Here is a 16,494-nt window from a genome sequence, read left to right as displayed (position 1 = left end):
CGCGCTTCGGGCACTGGGCCGTGGAAGGCGCTCGGCGTGTCAGGGAAAATTCAGGTCCGATGCTAGAGGAGGCGGGGCGGCAAGCGAAACGAAATATTTGCATCCGCGCATGCGTGCAGTGCATGCGCAGCGGATGCCGAGGCTCAGGCGCTGATCAATAGCTCGTTCGGCGCCGATTGCTGGGTCAACCAGCGCTTGAACAGCGCCACGGCCCGCTTCATCGAGCGTTCGTTGGGCGTGACGATGTAGTAGCCGCCGCCGTTGGTGGCGCTCTCGCGCGTGGCCCGCACGAGCTGCCGCGTCTCCAGGTAGTGATCGATCATCTGGTTCCAGCCGAGCACGAGGCCTTGCCCGTAGACGGCCATCTGCACTAGCTGCGGATAGTGGTTCGCGACGATGATGCGCCGCTTCTTTGGCATCGCCACGCCGTTCAGTTCGAGCCATTCATCCCACGACATCCACGGCCGCTGGCGGTCCTCGTGGGTCAGCAGCGTTTCCTCCACGAGCTCCGCCGGCGACAGCAGCCGGCCGCCCAGATAGTCGGGCGAGCAGACCGGGAACACCTCCTCGTCGATCAGCAGTTGCGAATCGAGGTGCGATTCGCAGCGGTCGCGCAGGTAATAGAGGCCGACATCGAATTCGGACGGCGCGAGCGAGGCGAGGCTGTCGCGCACGATCAGGCGCAGGTTGATGTTCGGGTGGGCCGAGCAGAACGAGCTGAGGCGCGGCGTGAGCCACAGCGTGCCGACGCCGGCCGAGCAGGCGACGGCGAGATCGAGGTCACCGTAGCGCTTCATGATTTCGAAGGTCGCCTCGGAGCATTCCTCCAGCAGCGCGCGGATGCGTTCGGCGTAACGCTCGCCGGCCACCGTCAGCCGTAACGCGCGCGGCTCGCGCAGGAACAGCGCGCGGCCGAGGAATTCCTCGAGCTGGCCGATCTGCCGGCTGATCGCGCTCTGGGTGAGATTGAGTTCGCTGGCGGCGCGGGTGAAGCTGGCGTGTCTGACCGACGCCTCGAACGCAATCAGACATTGCAGCGGGGGAAGGGGGGAGATTCGCATTGTCTCAGGATCCGGTGACGACTATGGCTATGACGTCTTGTAATTGAGGAGGCGGCCGAGCGGCGGCATCACGACCCGTTGCACAAAGGATGCCGCATGGCCGATACGGCAAACCGGATCCCCGCAGGCATCCGGATCTGCTTGAAACATGTCATGCGCGATGAATCACTGACCCTCGAAATTCGTTACGGTAAAGTAAATAAAAAAAATCCCGTACATGATTTTTGAAATGATTTCGGCGATTTTCATAACCGGGAAACAAGGGTGCGGTCTGTCCGGTATCGATCCGATTTGTTCGATGTCGCTTCAATCGATTCGATTGATTCGGATTATTTCATGATTAACGAAGATTGATTCCAGTTCTGTAAGCTACCGAGGCCATATCGGCGCTACTGCCATGGGGATGGACTGGAATGGGCCGGCCGGCCGGTAAAAACCGGATCACGGTAAGCGCAAAATTCTCCGCACCTAGCCGGCGCCGATGAATCGATCCACGATTGCGTCCGCAACCCACACTTGCGGACGCAGCCACGATGACAACTGACACGATTGACCTTGATTTCCTGCCCCTGAAGGTGATGCACGTTTCCGCGCGCGGCAAACGGTCGTTCGACCCTGATGGGAAACGCCGTCTGGTCGAGGCATGCTTGCAACCCGGTGCGTCACTATCTGGTCTGGCGCTCAAGGCCGGGGTGAACGCGAACCAACTGCGCAAATGGGTCGAGATGTACCGCAAGGCAAGCATCGTTGCCGGACAGCCGCGGACGATGGAAACCGAGCCTTCCGCGTTTGTTCCCGTCGTGTCGATTGGGAACGCAATGGTGAAGTCAGCACAGCCTACGGAATCATTGCCGACTCGTCGTGACTCTCCTCCGGCACTGAAGTCAGCGCCGCCGCAAGCGCGCCTGTCGGTCCGATTGCCCAACGGTGTCGTGATGGATCTGGAATGCTCGGCGCAGGATACGCCACTCGTTAAAGCGATGATCGCCGCGCTGGGAGCGCGTTGATGTTTCGCTTCGACGACGATCTGCGAATCTACCTGCATCGCGAGCCGATCGACTTCCGAGCCGGACTGAACACGCTGGTGACGGTGGTCGAGCAGTCGATGCAGTTGGACCCGCTTGCACGGGCCGTCTTCGGATTCCACAACCGCAAACGGGATCGCGTGAAACTGGTGCTCTATGATCGTGCCGGGTTCTGGATGATGATGAAACGGCTCGAGGCAGACCGTTTCGTGTGGCCCCGCCGTCAGCAGACCGTGATCGAGCTCACGACCGAGCAGTTGCACCTGCTGCTCGACGGCGTCGATGTCGATGCGGTGCGCCGCCATCCCACACGGCAGTACTGCTTCACGAGTTGAGGCCCGTCGTTGCCAATGTTGCCGGTAAACAACAGCCGACACGGTCGTTACAATTCTGCGTAAACCTGTGCGACGCCGCGCTTCGCTATCGTGAAGCGCATGAAAGCCGATCTCATCCGACTGCCGCCGGCCGCCAAGGCCTACATCCACGAACTCGAAACGCGCGCTGCCGCCGATGCGAAGCGTATTGCCGAGCGTGACGCCAGAATAGACGAACTGACCAAGCGCCTCGATGCGCTTGAGGAGCAATATCGTCTCGCGCTGGCCCGGCAGTACGCGCCGAAGAGCGAGAAGCGCCGTGATCGTGTGTTCAACGAGGCAGAAGAAGCTGCCGACGCGGAGCCGGCCGACGAGGACAGCGACGTGGCTACGCTGCCGGACACCGGGCTGCCTGAGCTCAACAAGCCTGCGCCCAAAAAGCGTGGCCGCAAGCCGCTGCCCGCAGATCTGCCGCGCGAGCGTATTGAATACGACCTGCCCGAAGACCAGAAGATCTGCCCGTGCTGCGGCAAGGGGATGCATCTCATGGGCGAAGAAGTCAGCGAGCAGTTGCACATGGAGGTCAAGGTGTCGGTGCTGCAGCACGCGCGCGCCAAATATGCGTGCCGGCACTGCGAACGTCACGGTGTGCGTACGCCGATCGTGGTTGCGTCGATGCCGGCTCAACCTTTGCCGGGCAGCTATGCAAGTCCCTCGATGATCGCCACCGTTACGGCTGGCAAGTACGTCGACGGCACACCGCTGTACCGGATGGAGGATGTGCTCGCGCGCTCGAACATCGCGGTCAGCCGTGGCACGCTGGCGAACTGGATCATCCGCCCGGCGGAGCTGCACTACACGCGGATCTACGAGGCGCTCAAGCAGATTCTGCGCAGCCAGTGGCTGATCCACGGCGACGAGACCACGGTTCAGGCCCTCAAGGAACAGGGACGAAACGCGCAGGACAAGTCGTACATGTGGGTTTACCGCAGCGCCGCGGATAGCGAACAACCGGTCGTGCTGTTCGAGTATCAGCAGGGCCGCGGTGGGGAGCATCCGCGCGCCTTCCTCGGTGACTATGCAGGCGTGCTGATGTCGGACGGCTGGGCCGCCTGGCGTACGGTGAAGACGGCAAAGCACCTTGGTTGCCTGGCGCACGCGAGGAGGCTGTTTACGGACGCGCTCAAAGGCCAGAAGAACAAGCCCAGCCCGCGCATCACGAGGGCACTCGAGTTCTTCCAGGCGCTGTATCAGGTCGAGGCGCTGGCGAAGCAGGCCGTTCCTGAAAGCGAAACGCTGACCGATTGCCGGTATCGCCTGCGCCAGCAGCACAGCGTACCGCTGCTGAACGCCTTCAAGGCATGGCTCGACGAGTTGGCGCCGAAGGTACTGCCACAGAGTTTGCTCGGCGAGGCGATCGGCTACTGCCGCCGGCAATGGCAGTATCTGATTCGCTACGTAGACGACGGCCGTTTGCCCATCGACAACAACGTCATCGAGCGCGACATCAGGCCGTTTGCCACTGCGAGAAAATCGTGGTTGTACAGCGATACAGAGGCTGGCGCGAAGGCGAGCGCGATAGTGTACAGCATGATGCTCACGTGCCGTGCCTGCGACGTCGAACCGCGCGCCTGGCTGCTGCACGTGCTGACCGAGTTGCCGCAGCGTGCTCCGGATGCGGACATCAGCGATCTGCTGCCGTTCAACTACGCGAAGCGGCAAGCCGAGGCGAGCGTGAGCTGACGCAGCGAGCGCGCCCCGGTCATCTGCGGTGGACTAGACTAAATCTGACAGTGGTTGGTTTTTCATGCTGGCGCGCATTGGCGCGGAGGGCGTAGCCCGTAGCGGCAATGCGCGCCGCGAACAGCAAGGAGTCCGCCATGACTCAGGAGCAGAAGGTAATTCGTGCCAAGGTCGGCATACTCGAGCTGGCCCGGCAACTCGGCAACGTCAGCCAGGCCTGTCGCGTGATGGGTTACTCGCGCGACAGCTTCTACCGATTTAAGGAACTGTACGATCGAGGTGGTGAAGCTGCGCTGCAGGAGATTTCCCACCACCGGCCGCTGCTGAAGAACCGCGTGGATCCGCAGGTCGAGGCCGCCGTTGTCGAACTGGCCCTCGAATTGCCAGCCTACGGTCAGGTGCGTATCGCCAACGAGGTCCTCAAACGGCATGCTCTGTCCGTCTCGCCACAAGGCGTCCGTAGCATCTGGTTGCGCCATGATCTGGAGACCATGCCGAAGCGCTTGAAGGCCTTGGAAGCCAAGTCCGCCCAGGAGGGGTTGGTGCTGACTGAGGCGCAGCTCGTCGCGCTCGAACGCGCCAAGCACGAAAAGGAAGTGCACGGCGAATTCGAGTCCGAATGCCCGGGCTACTGCGGCGCGCAGGATACGTTCTACGTCGGCAGCCTCAAGGGCGTCGGCCGTGTCTACCAGCAAACTTTCGTCGATACCTACTCGAAGGTTGCATTCGCCAAGCTCTATGATCGCAAGACACCTTTGCCGGCGGCGGACCTGCTCAACGATCGCGTTGTCCCGTTCTTCGACAGCTTCGGCATTCCGCTGCTACGCGTGCTGACAGACCGCGGCACCGAATACTGCGGCAACCCCGAGCATCACGAATACGAGCTGTATCTGGCCTTGGAGGACATCGACCATACCAACGCCATAGAAAGTCTGAACATGCAGTTGCGCAAGATCATCAAGACGCGTGGTCACTTCCCGAATGACGAGGCGGCGATCAAGCTGCTCTGGCTGGCGCTGCGCAATGTGCTGGCCAAAACCGTGCGGGCCGCCTTCGACTGGAAATCAGCGATGAACCAGTTTGCTATCCTGTTCGGCGAGCGATTCACGCAGGCACGCGGATAACGCGCTGTTCAACCGCCTCACCCACAAAAATTCGGACAGGTTCACTGCGGGTCCTCCCTCATGCGGGGCATTTGGTCTGCTCGGCCATTTGTATTTCCTCGTGTTGTGGAACTCTCATAAGTAAGCGATCCACGAACGACACCCGCAGAGCACGACACGAGCGTCTGTTCACATTTTCACGAACTGGGTAAACGCACAGGCAAGCGACGCATACACGGGGCTATCCAGGGAACTTATTCCGTCATCAACCGATAGAACGGTTCGACGCTTAAGGCTTGGCTTTGTGCTTCACTTCCATTGCGTTCGCTGCGCAGCTCGTTCCGATAGCTGACGTACTGCCAATGCTCAGGACGCACATCGGACTCGGGGTGTAGCCCCGGTGAAATTCCGTGCTTGGACAATTCCAACTCTAAATGCTCTACAAAATTCCGCACTGTATTTAGTAACGCCGCACCGTACTGCGAGTCATCGCCGTCCGGTTTTACATACAAGGTGAACTGTGCACCCAAACCGACGCGAGATTGATGGTCAACTCGCTCAATATCTGTCACCTTCCACTTGTCGATTGGACTGCATTCGGAGAATAGCAACCCGGTTAGAGCTTGGAATGCCTGTGGCACCTGCTCTCGCTGCACGCTGATATGAAATTTGTCCCCTGCAAACTCACCCAAGCATTTCGGCGGTTCGCGACGGGCATGTATGAAAGCGTCGAGATCGGTGTTCTCTAGCATGAAACCGTGACTCTTAGAGGCGAAGCCGATCTGACGCATTCCTGCATAGTCTGGGGCATGCAGAGCTTCGCCGAAGAGCTGTAATGGAAAAGCATGCATCTGTTGGCGCAAGTTTTCCCTATTGGTGCATAAATGTTCCAATGTCGATTGTGTTTTCGCATTGGCGACAGGCATCACATTCAAAGGAGGGAGATTGAGCTTAAGGTTTGGTCGGATAGGCATGACAGAAGAGCAATGAGCATGAGGTGGACGCTATACATTGCATACCATGACCCACTGTCCTGTCTATCAAAAATTGACCGATGATATTGGATTTACCCTTGACCTGCGGCGGAATTTTGTGACCAATCAGGCAGTGAGTCTCGCGTCGATATTATCGGAATCCAGCCAGGCTCGACGGACCGTGGCCGGAGGTCGATAGCGATGTGCGCTGTGAGGCCGGCGCTCGTTGTAGAACTGCCGTCAGCGTTCGATGAGCACCTTGGCCTCGGCACGGCTTCGGAACCATTCACGGTTCAGCAATTCGTCGCGTAGTTAGAGGTGGTCTCGCTCGTTCGGACAGGTTTTCGATATTTTTAAGTGGAATGTCCGAGGCAGTCATGCTGCCGATTTGATCGCAGACAGCGTCGCGAAGTATGCCTCATCCGGCGTCTGATCCGCCAGGCTCGAATGGGGCCGTTTCCGGTTGTACAGCTCGATGTATTCGCCAATGGAACGCCGGGCATGGCTGGCCGACTCGTAGGCCTTCAGATAGACTTCCTCGTACTTGATGCTGCGCCATACGCGCTCGACGAACACGTTGTCGCGCCAGCTTCCCTTGCCGTCCATCGGCAGCCGGATGCCCCGACCCAGCACGGCCTCGGTGAACGCGTCCGCCGTGAACTGGCTGCCCTGATCGGTGTTCACGATGTCCGGCAACCCGTAGCGGGCGAACGCTTCTTCCAGCGCTTCGACGGCATGCACGGCTTCCAGCGTGATGGCTACCCGGTGCGCCAATACCTTGCGACTCGCCCAGTCCACCACCGCCGTCAAATACACGAACCCGCGCGCCATCCGAATGTACGTCGTGTCGAGTGCCCATGCCTGGTTGGCCCGTTCGATCTTCAGGCCTCGCAGCAGATACGGCCAGATCTTGTGCTGCGCGTTGCGGCGGCTCGTGTTCGGCTTGCAGTACAGCGCCTCGACACCCGTGCGCTTCATCAGCGTGCGCACACGTCGACGACCAGTCTCGTGTCCTTCCCGGCGCAACAGGCGTGCCAGCATCCGCGCCCCGGCAAACGGAAACTCCATGTGCAGTTCGTCGATCCGGCGCATCAGCAATTGATCTGCCTCGCTGATCGGCTGTGGCCGATAGTAGACGCTCGACCTCGCGATGCTGAGTGCCCGGGCTTGCCGCGATACTGGCAACGCGTGCGTACGGTCAATCATCGCTTTGCGCTCAGCAATTCCGCTTTGGTGAGCGCGCCGCTTAAAAAATCATTCTCCAGCGTCAACTCGCCGATCTTTGCGTGCAGCGTCTTCACGTCCACCGGCGGCTCGTTCGATGTCGCACCAGCTGAGCCAAACACATCGGCCGCGCGCTCCTGCAACTGTCTCTTCCATCCCGTGATCTGGTTCGGGTGCACATCGAATTGCTGCGCCAACTCGGCCAGCGTCCGCTCGCCTTTGACTGCTGCCAGCGCCACCTTCGCTTTGAAGGCCGCTGAGTGCGTCCGTCGGGTTCGTTTCGTCATGTCCTCGGTTCCTTTGCCCGCATTATCGCTGGCTCAGGCCCCGGTCAAACCACTTATCCGACTGTCTGAATTTGCGCGGCCACCTCTCGGGGCGCGGCGTGGACTGCACCTGAATGTTCCGGTAAAGTGGGCCGTCGCGTCGGCCCTGGCTGATTGTCCGCGCAACGTTCGTCCATTGAGGGTCCGCCCAGCGGCTCCGGCCGTTCGCGAATCCGCCGAACGAGTGACCCGTCGCGTCGTCGTCATCGGCTGACCGGCGTGCGACGGCACTTTCGAGAATCGCTGATGGATGAACTCCTCTCATACTACGAACGCGAATTGGCGTTCCTGCGCCGCCATGTGCGCGATTTCGCCGAACGCTATCCGAAGATCGCGAGCCGCATGCAGCTCGCGAGCGGCGCCGACGGCAGCAGCGAGGATCCCCAGGTCGAGCGGTTGTTCGAGTCGTTCGCGCTGACGGGGGCGCGTGCGTCGCGGCACATCGAGGACGACTACTCCGAATTCACGAAAGCGTTCGTCGAGGTGCTCTATCCGCATTACCTGCGGGCCTTCCCGTCGTGCGCGATCGCCTGCTTCGACGTGGATGCGAGCCGCGCCGCGCAGATGTCGGCGTCGGTCGTCGTGCCGCGCGGCACGGAGCTTTACAGCCGGCCCGTCAAGGGCGCGAAGATGTTCTTCCGCACCGCCTACGACGTGACGCTGTCGCCGCTGCAGTTGACCGCCGCGCGCTTTCACGGCATGTCGCAGGCGCCGCGGTCGTTCCGGCTGCCGCCGAAGGCGGGGGCGCAGATCTCGCTGACCTTCGCGATCCGTTCGCCGCATGCGTCCGTCGCCGACCTGAAGCTCGACGCCGTTCGGCTGTACGTTCGCGGCGAGCCGCTGATGAGCGCCGCGTTGCGCGATGCGCTGTCGATTCATGCGTTGCAGGCGTACGTCGAACCGGATCGCAGCGGGCGATGGGCGGCGCTCGACCGGGTGCCGTTCGCCGCGGTCGGCGTGTCGCGCGAGGACAGCCTGATCCCTTGCCCGGAGACCGTGCATCCCGCGTATCCGCTGCTGACCGAGTATTTCGCGTTTCCGGAGAAGTTCGGCTTCTTCGACTGCGACCTGCGCCAAGCCGGGCGTCTCGGCGGGCGGCAGTTCACGCTCCATTTGCTGCTGAAGGACATTCCGGCCGATTCCGCGACGGCGAACGTGCTCGAATCGCTGAGCGCCGAGCACGTGCAGCTAGGCTGCACGCCGGTGGTCAATCTGTTCGAAACGTCCGGCAAGCTTGGAGCGCAGCCGAGCGCCGCGTCGGACACGCAGATGTATCCGCTCGTCGTCGACAAGCAGAATGCCTATGCGTACGAGGTTTATTCGGTCGATGCGGTGAAGCAGGTCCAGGACACCCCGCAAGGCGATCGGATCACGTTCTTCCAGTCGCTTCATTCGCTGTACCACGGCGGACACGCGACGCGGGCCTCGTTGTATTGGCGGATGCGTCGCGACGCGCTGATCGCGCGGAGCGAGCCGGGGCACGAGCTGTCGCTCGGCTTCGTCGACGGCGCGCTCGAGCCGGCCGTGCCGCCGCCCGGTCTCGATTTCGCGCTCACGTGCAGCAATCGCGATATGCCGGAACAACTGCCGCCCGGCATGCCGGGCGGCGATCTGATGATGGAAGGCGGCACGCTCGCGAGCCGGATCAGTCTGCTGCAGCGGCCCACGCGGCCGCTTCGTTTCCGGGAGGAGCGCGGCGCGCTATGGCGATTGATCTCGCAGCTCTCGTTGAATTCGCTGTTGCTCGCGGGCGGCGCGGGCGCCGTGCGCGACATGCTCAAGCTTCACGACCTGCAGGAGTCACCTGCAACGGCTCGCCAGATCGCGGGTGTCGTCGACGTATCACAGAAGCCCGTGACGGCCTGGGTATCGGAAAAGCCGTTCGCGAGCGTCGTGCGGGGGCTCGAGATTCGCATCACGGTCGACGCAGACTGCTTCGCGGGCACCGGCGTCAATACGTTCGCGCAACTGATGGACTGTCTGCTGAGCCAGTACGTTGCGCCGACCGGCTTCACGCAGCTCGTGCTCGTGTCGAATCAAACCGGTGACGAGCTGTGCCGATGCCCGCGCCGGTCGGGCGGCGGATTCCTGATCTAGCGGGCGTGGCGGGCGTGGCGGGCGTGGCGGGCGTGGCGGGCGTGGCGGCGGCGCGCCGCATGCGCGCCGCCGCGTTTGCTCAGGCCGCGGCCGCCAGGTCGGGCGCGCTCGGCGCGGGCGTGACGAGCATCACGCCGCGCGCAACCGGATCGCCGATCGATGCCGCGAAGGTCGGCTGCTGTTCTTCGATTGCGCGCCAGCCGGCGACCGCGATCGCGCCCAGCGCCAGTGCCGCGCCGCTTTCTCCGTTCGTGATGCCGAGGTGGCGGCAGCGTTCGCGGGCGTCGTCGGGCCATGTCCGCCCGGTGGCGCCGGCGATTTCGGTGCGGCGACTGCTGCGCTGATCCGCGTCGCTGACGAGTCCGCAGCCGGCCATCTCGAGGCCGGGCGTGGCCGTCTGCGCGCGCGCCGCATCGAGCAATTGTGCGAGCGTATCGGTCGACGGCTTGGCCGTCGCGTCGCCGGAATCGGGGCGGCGAGCGGCGACGAGCCGGTGGATGCGCGCTGCGTCCGCCGCATCAGCCGACGCGGGATGGGCGAGCAGCAGCGCACATGCGCCTTCGCCCGGCACCTGGCCATTCGGCTGATTGTGTCCGAAGAGCCTGCCGGCATTGTCGAGCGCGTGCACGGTCGTCTCGCTCAGCGACGAATCGCACGCCAGCACGATATGGCTCGCCGCCGACGGCTGGTGATGGAGCGATGCGATCAGTTCGTCGACGACCGCCCACGCCTGCACCGGGTCCGCGATCGTTCTCGTCTGCACGCGTTCGACGCCGGGCGTCCAGCGTTCGCGCGCGACGTGCGCGTCGAGCCACGCGGCGAGCGTGGCCGCCGCCGGCTGCCAGCGCTCGGGCAGCAGCAGATGCAGCTTGAGCGGCTGGGCGGCGCGGTTGGCGTCGCCCGTAGACAGCACCGCGTGGCGCTCGAGCAATTCGTCGAGCGTGTCCGCGGCGAGCAGCAGCGCGCGCCAATGTTCGTCGGTCAGCGCAGCGCCGGCGCCGGGCGGCAGCAAGCCTTCGTCGAAATGATCGAGCGAAACCGACGCCACGCCGCTCGCGAACACGCCCGTGCCGTCGGGGCGCCGTAGTTCGGGGTGCAGGCCGACGGCGGTTTCGTCGCGGGCGGCATCGTCGATTTCGGCGGTCGTCGCACCCGTCGGGAGCCGCACGGCGCTGTCGAGCAGCGCGATCGTCCATGTGCGGCTGGCTTTTTCATTCGCGGCCTGCGCGGCATCGGCCGCGGGCGCGGTGGGGGCGGCCCCCCGTGGTGCGGCGGCTTGCGACTCGCGCGGCTGGCCGACGGCCTTGCGTCCCCACGCGACGCCCACGGACAGCAGCGACGGCAGCGCGATGCCGTACAGCAGCAGTTCCGTTCCGCTCGGCGGATGGTAGGTCGCTTTCCAGTACGCGATCGTCGCGATCCACACCAGAACGAACACCGCGGCCACGAATGCCGTCTTGCTCAACCACGCGCGCTGCTGCTTCATGCGATTCCCCGTCGGTGCTTCCGTCACGCCGCGTCGCCGCCCGTGTTCGATTGGCTCGCGATCAGCACCGCGCCGCAGGCGGTCCGGTAGCCGTCGCGCGCGACGCCTTCGTTGTCGATGATCATCGTGTCGTCGCCTTCGACGATAGGGTTCGGTCCGTGGATCGGGCACGAGACCTGGTCGTTGCGTCGTGCGATGCCTTTGCCGTGGATCGCGGACGTCGCGGCCGCGGTCGTGACGGTGCCGCCGTGGCTGTGCTTGTCGCCAAGGACGATGAACGGGCGTGCCATGCAGTGGTCTCCTTGCGGGACGCTCGACGGGCATGCGTCGAGCGGGTCGATTTCGGCCCGCGTGCAACGCGGGCGGGGCCGATTTTACCGGCTAATCGGCATTGGAGACGATATTGGAATTTTGCTGGCGGAATTTATTACCTTAAAGGAAAGATTTACTGATCGGCATTGAAAATCGGCTCGGCCGTGGCGGTACGAAACATTTTCATTTTGAGATAGCGTCCGGGCGCGCGTTGTCGTTTGAGTTTCGCCGGTGTGTCCTATAGCCTAGCGTCGCGCCGTAATTTAAAATAGTTCGCCATTAATAGGGGACCTGTCGTTCGGCGGCATCGATGCCGGATCCCGGCGATGCGGCATGTCGAATCGTATCGCGCGTAATCCGGGTTTCGCTGCGCCGCATTTTCGCGATCGTTTGAGGGTGGTGGTCGCGCGGCTCAGTGGTTTTATCCGTCGTCCCGTTTCCGTCGCAGCACGCCGTATTTAAAAATAGTTGAACCCTGAGAGAGCGGGATTCTCATGAGCGTGATCACGCAATTCACGTCGTTTTTCGGCGCCGCCAATCGTCTCTATTCCCTCGACGGTCCAAGCGAACTCGCGTCGCTGCAGATCGAGCGGTGGGTGGGGCATGACGCGCTCTCCGACAATTTCCGATGGGACGTCTACGCGCTCGCGACCGATCCCGGTCTCGATCTCGACGCGATGCTCGGGCAGCGCGTGACGATCGGCACCGCGCTGTCGGACGGCACGAGCGCATTGCGCAGCGGGCTCGTGGCGGAAGCCGAGTGCATCGGCCATGACGCCGGCCTCGCGCGCTACTACCTGCAGCTCGTGCCCTGGCTCGCCGCGCTGACGCACGGACGCGACGAGCGCACGTTCGTCAGGCAGAGCATCGCGGACGTGCTCGGCGCGGTGTTCGCTCCGTACGGCGCGATCGCCCGCTGGCGTTTCACGGCGGACGCGAACCAGCGCATCGCGGAACTCGGCGCGCGCGATTACCGTGTGCAATACCGAACCCACACTCACTTCGATTTCGTCCGGCACGTGTTGGCCGAGGCGGGCCTCGGCTTTTGCTTCGTCGAGGATGCGGACGCGCCGGCCGGCCACACGCTGCTGATCTTCGACGACAGCACGCAGTTGCCCGAGGACGACACATCCGCGCGCGCGGGCGGCGTGCCGCAGCGCCTGAGCGGAATGGCGACCGAGCCGGACGACGTGATCGTCGGCATCGGGCAGTCGCTGTCGCTGACCGCGGATCGCGTCACGCTGATCAGCAGCGACTACCGCAGCAATCAGTCGACGACGGCGACAGCGAGCCTCGGCAGCCCGTCCGGGCCGCGCGAGCTGTACGACGACGTCGGACCGGAGGCGTTCGACAGCCTGCGCGATGCCGAAGACGCCGCGCGGCGGCATGCGGAGGCGATCGTTTCCGGCGCGCGCTTCTGGACCGGCTACAGCACGTTGCGCACCGCGCGCGCCGGCCGTGCGCTGCGCATCGCCAACGCGACGTGGCGCATGCCGCGCGGCGGCGCGCCAGTGCCGGACGCGTTCGTGCTGACACGCGTCGAACAAGTCGGCGTCAACAATCTGCCGGCGACTGTCATGGAGCGCGTCGAGCGCAGCCTCGGCCCGCTGCCGCTTGCGAACCTCGACGCGCGCGTGCTCGAGCAGGCGCGGGCGGGCGGCTATGCGAACCGTTTCGACGCCGCGCCGCGCGAGCAGGTCTGGCGTCCGACGCTCGAAGACGGCACCGGGCAGCGGCTGAATCCGGCGCCGACGGCGCTCGGCGCGCAAACGGCGATCGTGGTCGGCCCGCGGGGCGAATCGCGGCCGGGCTCGACGGGACCGGTGCACACCGATGCGCAGGGCCGGCTGCGGTTGCGCTATCACTGGCAGGCGGACGGCGACACCGGCACCTACCCGACGCGCGCGATGCAGCGTCTCGCGAGCCAGGGGCATGGGCTGCAGCAGACGCAGCGGATCGGTCACGAGGTGCTCGTGCAGTTCCTCAACGGGCTGGTGCATCGGCCGGTCGTGCTCGGCGGGCTGTTCAACGGCCGCGGCGAAGGCGGCGAGTCGCCGACGCCCGGCGGCGAAGCGGGGCAGCCGTTCGACGAATCGGTCTATACGCAGGCCGCCGATCACGCGGCGAGCGCGCAAGGCAATCTCGCGGGCGGCCATAGCCCAGCGTGGCACGGCGCGGGCGGCGGCGCGAAGCGTCACGATCATGCGGGCGCGCTGTCCGGCTTCAAGAGCCGGGGATTCGACGGCCAGGGCTACAACCAGCTCGTCGCGGACGATACCGACCGCATGGGCCGCATGCAGATGGCGACGACGCATGCGGCGACCCAGCTCAACATCGGCCACTTGCGCCATCAGGCCGACAACTATCTCGGCAGCTTCCGCGGACAGGGCGTCGAGCTGCGCTCGGACGCGTACGGCGCGCTGCGCGGCGCGCGCGGGATGCTGCTCTCCAGCTATGCGCCGACGGGCCCGTCGCAGCCGGCGGGCGACGTCTCGGCGCTGCAGTCGCTGCTCGCGCAGCAGGCGACGCTCGCGAAGCTCCTCGACAAGTCGGCCGATACGCACAAGACCTTGCCGTTCGCCGCGCAGCGCGGCGCGGAGAAGGCCGGCCAGTCTTCGATGAACAGCGACGCCGCGCCGCTCGACGCGCTCCGGAAGAGCTTCGCGACGACGGTCGGCGCTCACGGCTACGCGCAAGCGTCGGCCGACGCGTCGAGCCGCTCGACGGGCAACGCGCTGCCGCATACCGGCGACGCCGTGCTCGGGATCGAAGCGAAGGGCGGCCAGGGATTGCTGGCCGGCCAGTCGCTGCAATGGGCGGCGGGCGAGACATTGACGATCGGCAGCGGCAACGACACCAACCTCGGGGTCAATCGGACGCTGCGCATCCACAGCGGGCAGGGGATCGGCTGGCTCGCCGGCGCGAGCAATGCGAACGGCGTCGGCATGAGCGTGATCTCCGGCAAGGACGATCTGACGCTGCAGGCGCAGCACGACGCGATCGCGCTGCGTGCGCGCGACGATTTGAAAGTGGCGTCCGTCAATGCGGACGTCGAGGTCGCGGCAAAGCAGACCGTGCACCTTGCGGTCAGCGGCGGCGCGCATCTGACGATCGAGGGCGGCAACGTCACCTTCGGCTGCCCGGGGTCGCTCGTCGTGCACGCGGCGCAGCACGCGTTCGTCGGCCCGGATCAACTGGATACCGCGCTGCCGCAGTTCCCCGAGAAGGTCTGCGTCGAGTGCGTGAAACACGCGATGCAGTCGGGCAGCGCATTGGCCGGCAAGGCGGTCTGAGCATGACGATGGAAACGTTCGACTGGATCGATCCATATCCGGCGGACGCATTGCCGCGTCTGCGGCAAGTGCTCGATGCGCCGTCGACGGAGGGACGCTGGTATGCGCTGCTCGACATGGGTTTCTCGCCGTCGCTGCGCGATGCGCTTGCGGCGCTGAATCCGAACGGCGCGGTCGTCGCACTTTACGAAGGCGTTTACGACGGCGAAGGTCTGATGGAAATATCGCCTTGCCTGATGCCGCTGCCGGACGACGCGCAGCCGCGCGAAGAAGTGTGTGCGGCCCTGCTGCGCGAGACCGACGGCCGGCCGATGCTGAGCTTGCTGCGCGCGGCGCACGGCATCGACGCGCTCGTCGCGCATTTGCGCGGGCAGATGGAGGCGCGCGCCGAAGACGACGAAGCGTTTCTCGTGCGGCTCGCGGATACGCGCTGCGTGCCGACGTGGGCGGGCGTGCTGACGCCGGCCCAGCGCAATCGCTTTTTTGCGGGCATCGACGCGTGGTGGCTGTTCGATCGCGCGGCGTCGCTCGTCGAGCTCGATGTCGCGCCGGTCGGTATCGAGATCGCGTCGGACGACGGCGGCGACGGCGAGCCGTATCGCCTCGACGCCGATCAGATCGCGGCGCTCAGGCAGGCGTCGAAGATCGACACGCTGATTTTTCACGTGCGGCAGCGGCCGGAAAGCTTCGGACGGCTCACGGCGACGCCTTCGCAGGCTCATGCGTGCGTGAGCGAAGTCTGGGCGAAGGAAACGACGTCGCCGTCGGCTGCGGCGCGGGCGGCGCTCGATGCGCTCGAGGCGGCGGGGTGGCTGGTGCCGGTCGCGGTTTCCGCGTAGTCGAGGCGGCGACGTGATTCGGAACGGGGTGCAGGGGAAGCGTTGGGCGATGTCGCTGGTTGTGCGATCTCAGGTTCGGCGCGAGAGGCTGACCGTGCCGTTGCGTTTCGCGATGGATGTCGTTTTTCGGCTGATGCTGGTGCTGGCGTTGTCGGCGAGTGTGGCTGCTTGCTCGCGTTCGGCGCACGACGCGTCGTCGAAGGCGGGAGAGACGGGCGAGGTCGTGTCGCAGTCGGATGACGACACGATGGGTTTGATGCCGAATGCGCTCGACTACACGGATGTGCCGATCGGCCGGCTCTATGTCGACGGCGTATGGGGCGGAAATGTACGCGCGCGAGTAGGCAGCGGCGGCATGGGAATCTTGTGTTGCGTCTCGCTACCCGGTAAATGGCATCCCGGGCTGACAGTGACGGTCGAATGGCGCAACGACGAAATGTACGCGCGGGACCCGAAGTCGATGGCGAGTCGCGTTGTACCCGTCGAGAAGTACGAATATTTTTCAGATGGATTCTTGTGGGTGCTATTTTTGCCGGGAGATAAAATTAAAGCATATGCGTCACAGTGGATGCCCGGCTTTCCGGGATTCCCGGAAGGGCTGCAAGCGCCGAACGAGGCGTGTCCAGGACACTTCACGCTGAGGAACGACGATCCGCGCTGCCCTCATCCGGATAAGAGAATCAAGTCATGAATTTGC

Annotated in this window: 14 protein-coding genes and 1 pseudogene; 9 read left to right on the top strand and 6 right to left on the bottom strand. The window is 64.2% G+C overall.

Annotated features, from left to right (window positions below):
* Positions 1 to 143 precede the first annotated feature (143 nt).
* On the bottom strand, positions 144 to 1,061 hold the full coding sequence (locus BG90_RS00320; protein ID WP_010112332.1) for a LysR substrate-binding domain-containing protein: 918 nt from the start codon (positions 1,059 to 1,061) through the stop codon (positions 144 to 146).
* Positions 1,062 to 1,157: 96 nt separating this feature from the next.
* Between BG90_RS00320 and BG90_RS37700 the strand changes: the two genes are divergently transcribed.
* The 5 genes from BG90_RS37700 (at position 1,158) to BG90_RS00305 (ending at position 5,267) form a co-directional block, all read left to right on the top strand.
* On the top strand, positions 1,158 to 1,289 hold the full coding sequence (locus BG90_RS37700; RefSeq protein WP_257791830.1) for a hypothetical protein: 132 nt from the start codon (positions 1,158 to 1,160) through the stop codon (positions 1,287 to 1,289).
* Between the two features lie 305 nt (positions 1,290 to 1,594).
* Positions 1,595 to 2,068 carry an IS66-like element accessory protein TnpA gene (gene tnpA, locus BG90_RS31390; protein ID WP_010122516.1) on the top strand — a complete coding sequence of 158 codons (474 nt, stop codon included), beginning with the start codon at positions 1,595 to 1,597 and terminating at the stop codon, positions 2,066 to 2,068.
* Complete coding sequence (tnpB, locus tag BG90_RS00315; RefSeq protein WP_010122518.1) at positions 2,068 to 2,421, top strand: IS66 family insertion sequence element accessory protein TnpB; 354 nt, start codon at positions 2,068 to 2,070, stop codon at positions 2,419 to 2,421. The genes tnpA and tnpB overlap by 1 nt, the downstream gene beginning before the upstream one ends.
* Before the next feature lie 99 nt (positions 2,422 to 2,520).
* Positions 2,521 to 4,143: an IS66 family transposase gene (tnpC, locus tag BG90_RS00310; protein WP_010122519.1), complete on the top strand. Its 1,623-nt coding sequence runs from the start codon at positions 2,521 to 2,523 to the stop codon at positions 4,141 to 4,143.
* A 137-nt stretch (positions 4,144 to 4,280) separates the two neighbouring features.
* Positions 4,281 to 5,267, top strand: a complete 987-nt coding sequence (locus BG90_RS00305; RefSeq protein ID WP_107950886.1) for a helix-turn-helix domain-containing protein — start codon at positions 4,281 to 4,283, stop codon at positions 5,265 to 5,267.
* 233 nt (positions 5,268 to 5,500) lie between these two features.
* On the opposite strand, the gene BG90_RS31385 is transcribed toward BG90_RS00305, so the two are convergent.
* The 3 genes and pseudogenes from BG90_RS31385 to BG90_RS00300 form a co-directional block, all read right to left on the bottom strand.
* Positions 5,501 to 6,172 (bottom strand): type III secretion system effector phosphothreonine lyase, encoded by a 672-nt coding sequence (locus BG90_RS31385; RefSeq protein ID WP_010122524.1) that lies wholly within the window; start codon positions 6,170 to 6,172, stop codon positions 5,501 to 5,503.
* Between the two features lie 174 nt (positions 6,173 to 6,346).
* Positions 6,347 to 6,532: pseudogene (locus tag BG90_RS31380) on the bottom strand (integrase core domain-containing protein); the annotation flags it as partial.
* Between the two features lie 63 nt (positions 6,533 to 6,595).
* Positions 6,596 to 7,731, bottom strand: a protein-coding gene (locus tag BG90_RS00300) for an IS3 family transposase (RefSeq protein WP_374189749.1) whose coding sequence is annotated in 2 segments (ribosomal slippage) — positions 6,596 to 7,467 and positions 7,467 to 7,731 — 1,137 coding nt in all. Because the reading frame shifts where the segments join, the coding sequence is not laid out codon by codon here.
* A 285-nt stretch (positions 7,732 to 8,016) separates the two neighbouring features.
* Between BG90_RS00300 and tssF the strand changes: the two genes are divergently transcribed.
* Positions 8,017 to 9,867, top strand: coding sequence for a type VI secretion system baseplate subunit TssF (gene tssF / locus BG90_RS00290; protein WP_010122528.1), 1,851 nt, complete (start codon positions 8,017 to 8,019; stop codon positions 9,865 to 9,867).
* A gap of 79 nt (positions 9,868 to 9,946) precedes the next feature.
* Here tssF and BG90_RS00285 read toward each other — a convergent pair whose 3' ends face one another.
* Both BG90_RS00285 and BG90_RS00280 read right to left on the bottom strand, forming a co-directional pair.
* Positions 9,947 to 11,353 (bottom strand): hypothetical protein, encoded by a 1,407-nt coding sequence (locus BG90_RS00285; RefSeq protein ID WP_045568268.1) that lies wholly within the window; start codon positions 11,351 to 11,353, stop codon positions 9,947 to 9,949.
* Between the two features lie 23 nt (positions 11,354 to 11,376).
* Entirely contained in the window at positions 11,377 to 11,643 is a 267-nt protein-coding gene (locus tag BG90_RS00280; RefSeq protein ID WP_010115879.1) for a PAAR domain-containing protein, read from the bottom strand.
* A 516-nt stretch (positions 11,644 to 12,159) separates the two neighbouring features.
* Between BG90_RS00280 and BG90_RS00275 the strand changes: the two genes are divergently transcribed.
* The 3 genes from BG90_RS00275 (at position 12,160) to BG90_RS00265 (ending at position 16,488) form a co-directional block, all read left to right on the top strand.
* Positions 12,160 to 14,958 (top strand): type VI secretion system Vgr family protein, encoded by a 2,799-nt coding sequence (locus tag BG90_RS00275; protein ID WP_010115878.1) that lies wholly within the window; start codon positions 12,160 to 12,162, stop codon positions 14,956 to 14,958.
* 2 nt (positions 14,959 to 14,960) lie between these two features.
* Positions 14,961 to 15,797: a DUF4123 domain-containing protein gene (locus tag BG90_RS00270; RefSeq protein WP_010115877.1), complete on the top strand. Its 837-nt coding sequence runs from the start codon at positions 14,961 to 14,963 to the stop codon at positions 15,795 to 15,797.
* A 112-nt stretch (positions 15,798 to 15,909) separates the two neighbouring features.
* On the top strand, positions 15,910 to 16,488 hold the full coding sequence (locus BG90_RS00265; protein WP_025989866.1) for a DUF3304 domain-containing protein: 579 nt from the start codon (positions 15,910 to 15,912) through the stop codon (positions 16,486 to 16,488).
* The last annotated feature ends 6 nt before the right edge of the window (positions 16,489 to 16,494 follow it).

Origin of the sequence: Burkholderia oklahomensis C6786, from assembly GCF_000959365.1 — a bacterium.
GTDB lineage: Bacteria > Pseudomonadota > Gammaproteobacteria > Burkholderiales > Burkholderiaceae > Burkholderia > Burkholderia oklahomensis.
The sequence above is the reverse complement of the archived record's forward strand: the minus strand, read 5'-3'. Positions and strand labels throughout refer to the sequence as shown.

What these genes read in the sequence shown, in the direction of transcription:
- BG90_RS00265 (WP_025989866.1), top strand. Translation starts at nt 15,910, where the DNA reads ATGGATGTCGTTTTTCGGCTGATGCTGGTGCTGGCGTTGTCGGCGAGT.
- BG90_RS00305 (WP_107950886.1), top strand. Translation starts at nt 4,281, where the DNA reads ATGACTCAGGAGCAGAAGGTAATTCGTGCCAAGGTCGGCATACTCGAG.
- BG90_RS00320 (WP_010112332.1), bottom strand. Translation starts at nt 1,061, where the DNA reads ATGCGAATCTCCCCCCTTCCCCCGCTGCAATGTCTGATTGCGTTCGAG.
- BG90_RS00275 (WP_010115878.1), top strand. Translation starts at nt 12,160, where the DNA reads ATGAGCGTGATCACGCAATTCACGTCGTTTTTCGGCGCCGCCAATCGT.
- BG90_RS31385 (WP_010122524.1), bottom strand. Translation starts at nt 6,172, where the DNA reads ATGCCTGTCGCCAATGCGAAAACACAATCGACATTGGAACATTTATGC.
- tnpB (WP_010122518.1), top strand. Translation starts at nt 2,068, where the DNA reads ATGTTTCGCTTCGACGACGATCTGCGAATCTACCTGCATCGCGAGCCG.
- tnpC (WP_010122519.1), top strand. Translation starts at nt 2,521, where the DNA reads ATGAAAGCCGATCTCATCCGACTGCCGCCGGCCGCCAAGGCCTACATC.
- tssF (WP_010122528.1), top strand. Translation starts at nt 8,017, where the DNA reads ATGGATGAACTCCTCTCATACTACGAACGCGAATTGGCGTTCCTGCGC.
- tnpA (WP_010122516.1), top strand. Translation starts at nt 1,595, where the DNA reads ATGACAACTGACACGATTGACCTTGATTTCCTGCCCCTGAAGGTGATG.
- BG90_RS00270 (WP_010115877.1), top strand. Translation starts at nt 14,961, where the DNA reads ATGACGATGGAAACGTTCGACTGGATCGATCCATATCCGGCGGACGCA.
- BG90_RS00280 (WP_010115879.1), bottom strand. Translation starts at nt 11,643, where the DNA reads ATGGCACGCCCGTTCATCGTCCTTGGCGACAAGCACAGCCACGGCGGC.
- BG90_RS37700 (WP_257791830.1), top strand. Translation starts at nt 1,158, where the DNA reads ATGGCCGATACGGCAAACCGGATCCCCGCAGGCATCCGGATCTGCTTG.
- BG90_RS00285 (WP_045568268.1), bottom strand. Translation starts at nt 11,353, where the DNA reads ATGAAGCAGCAGCGCGCGTGGTTGAGCAAGACGGCATTCGTGGCCGCG.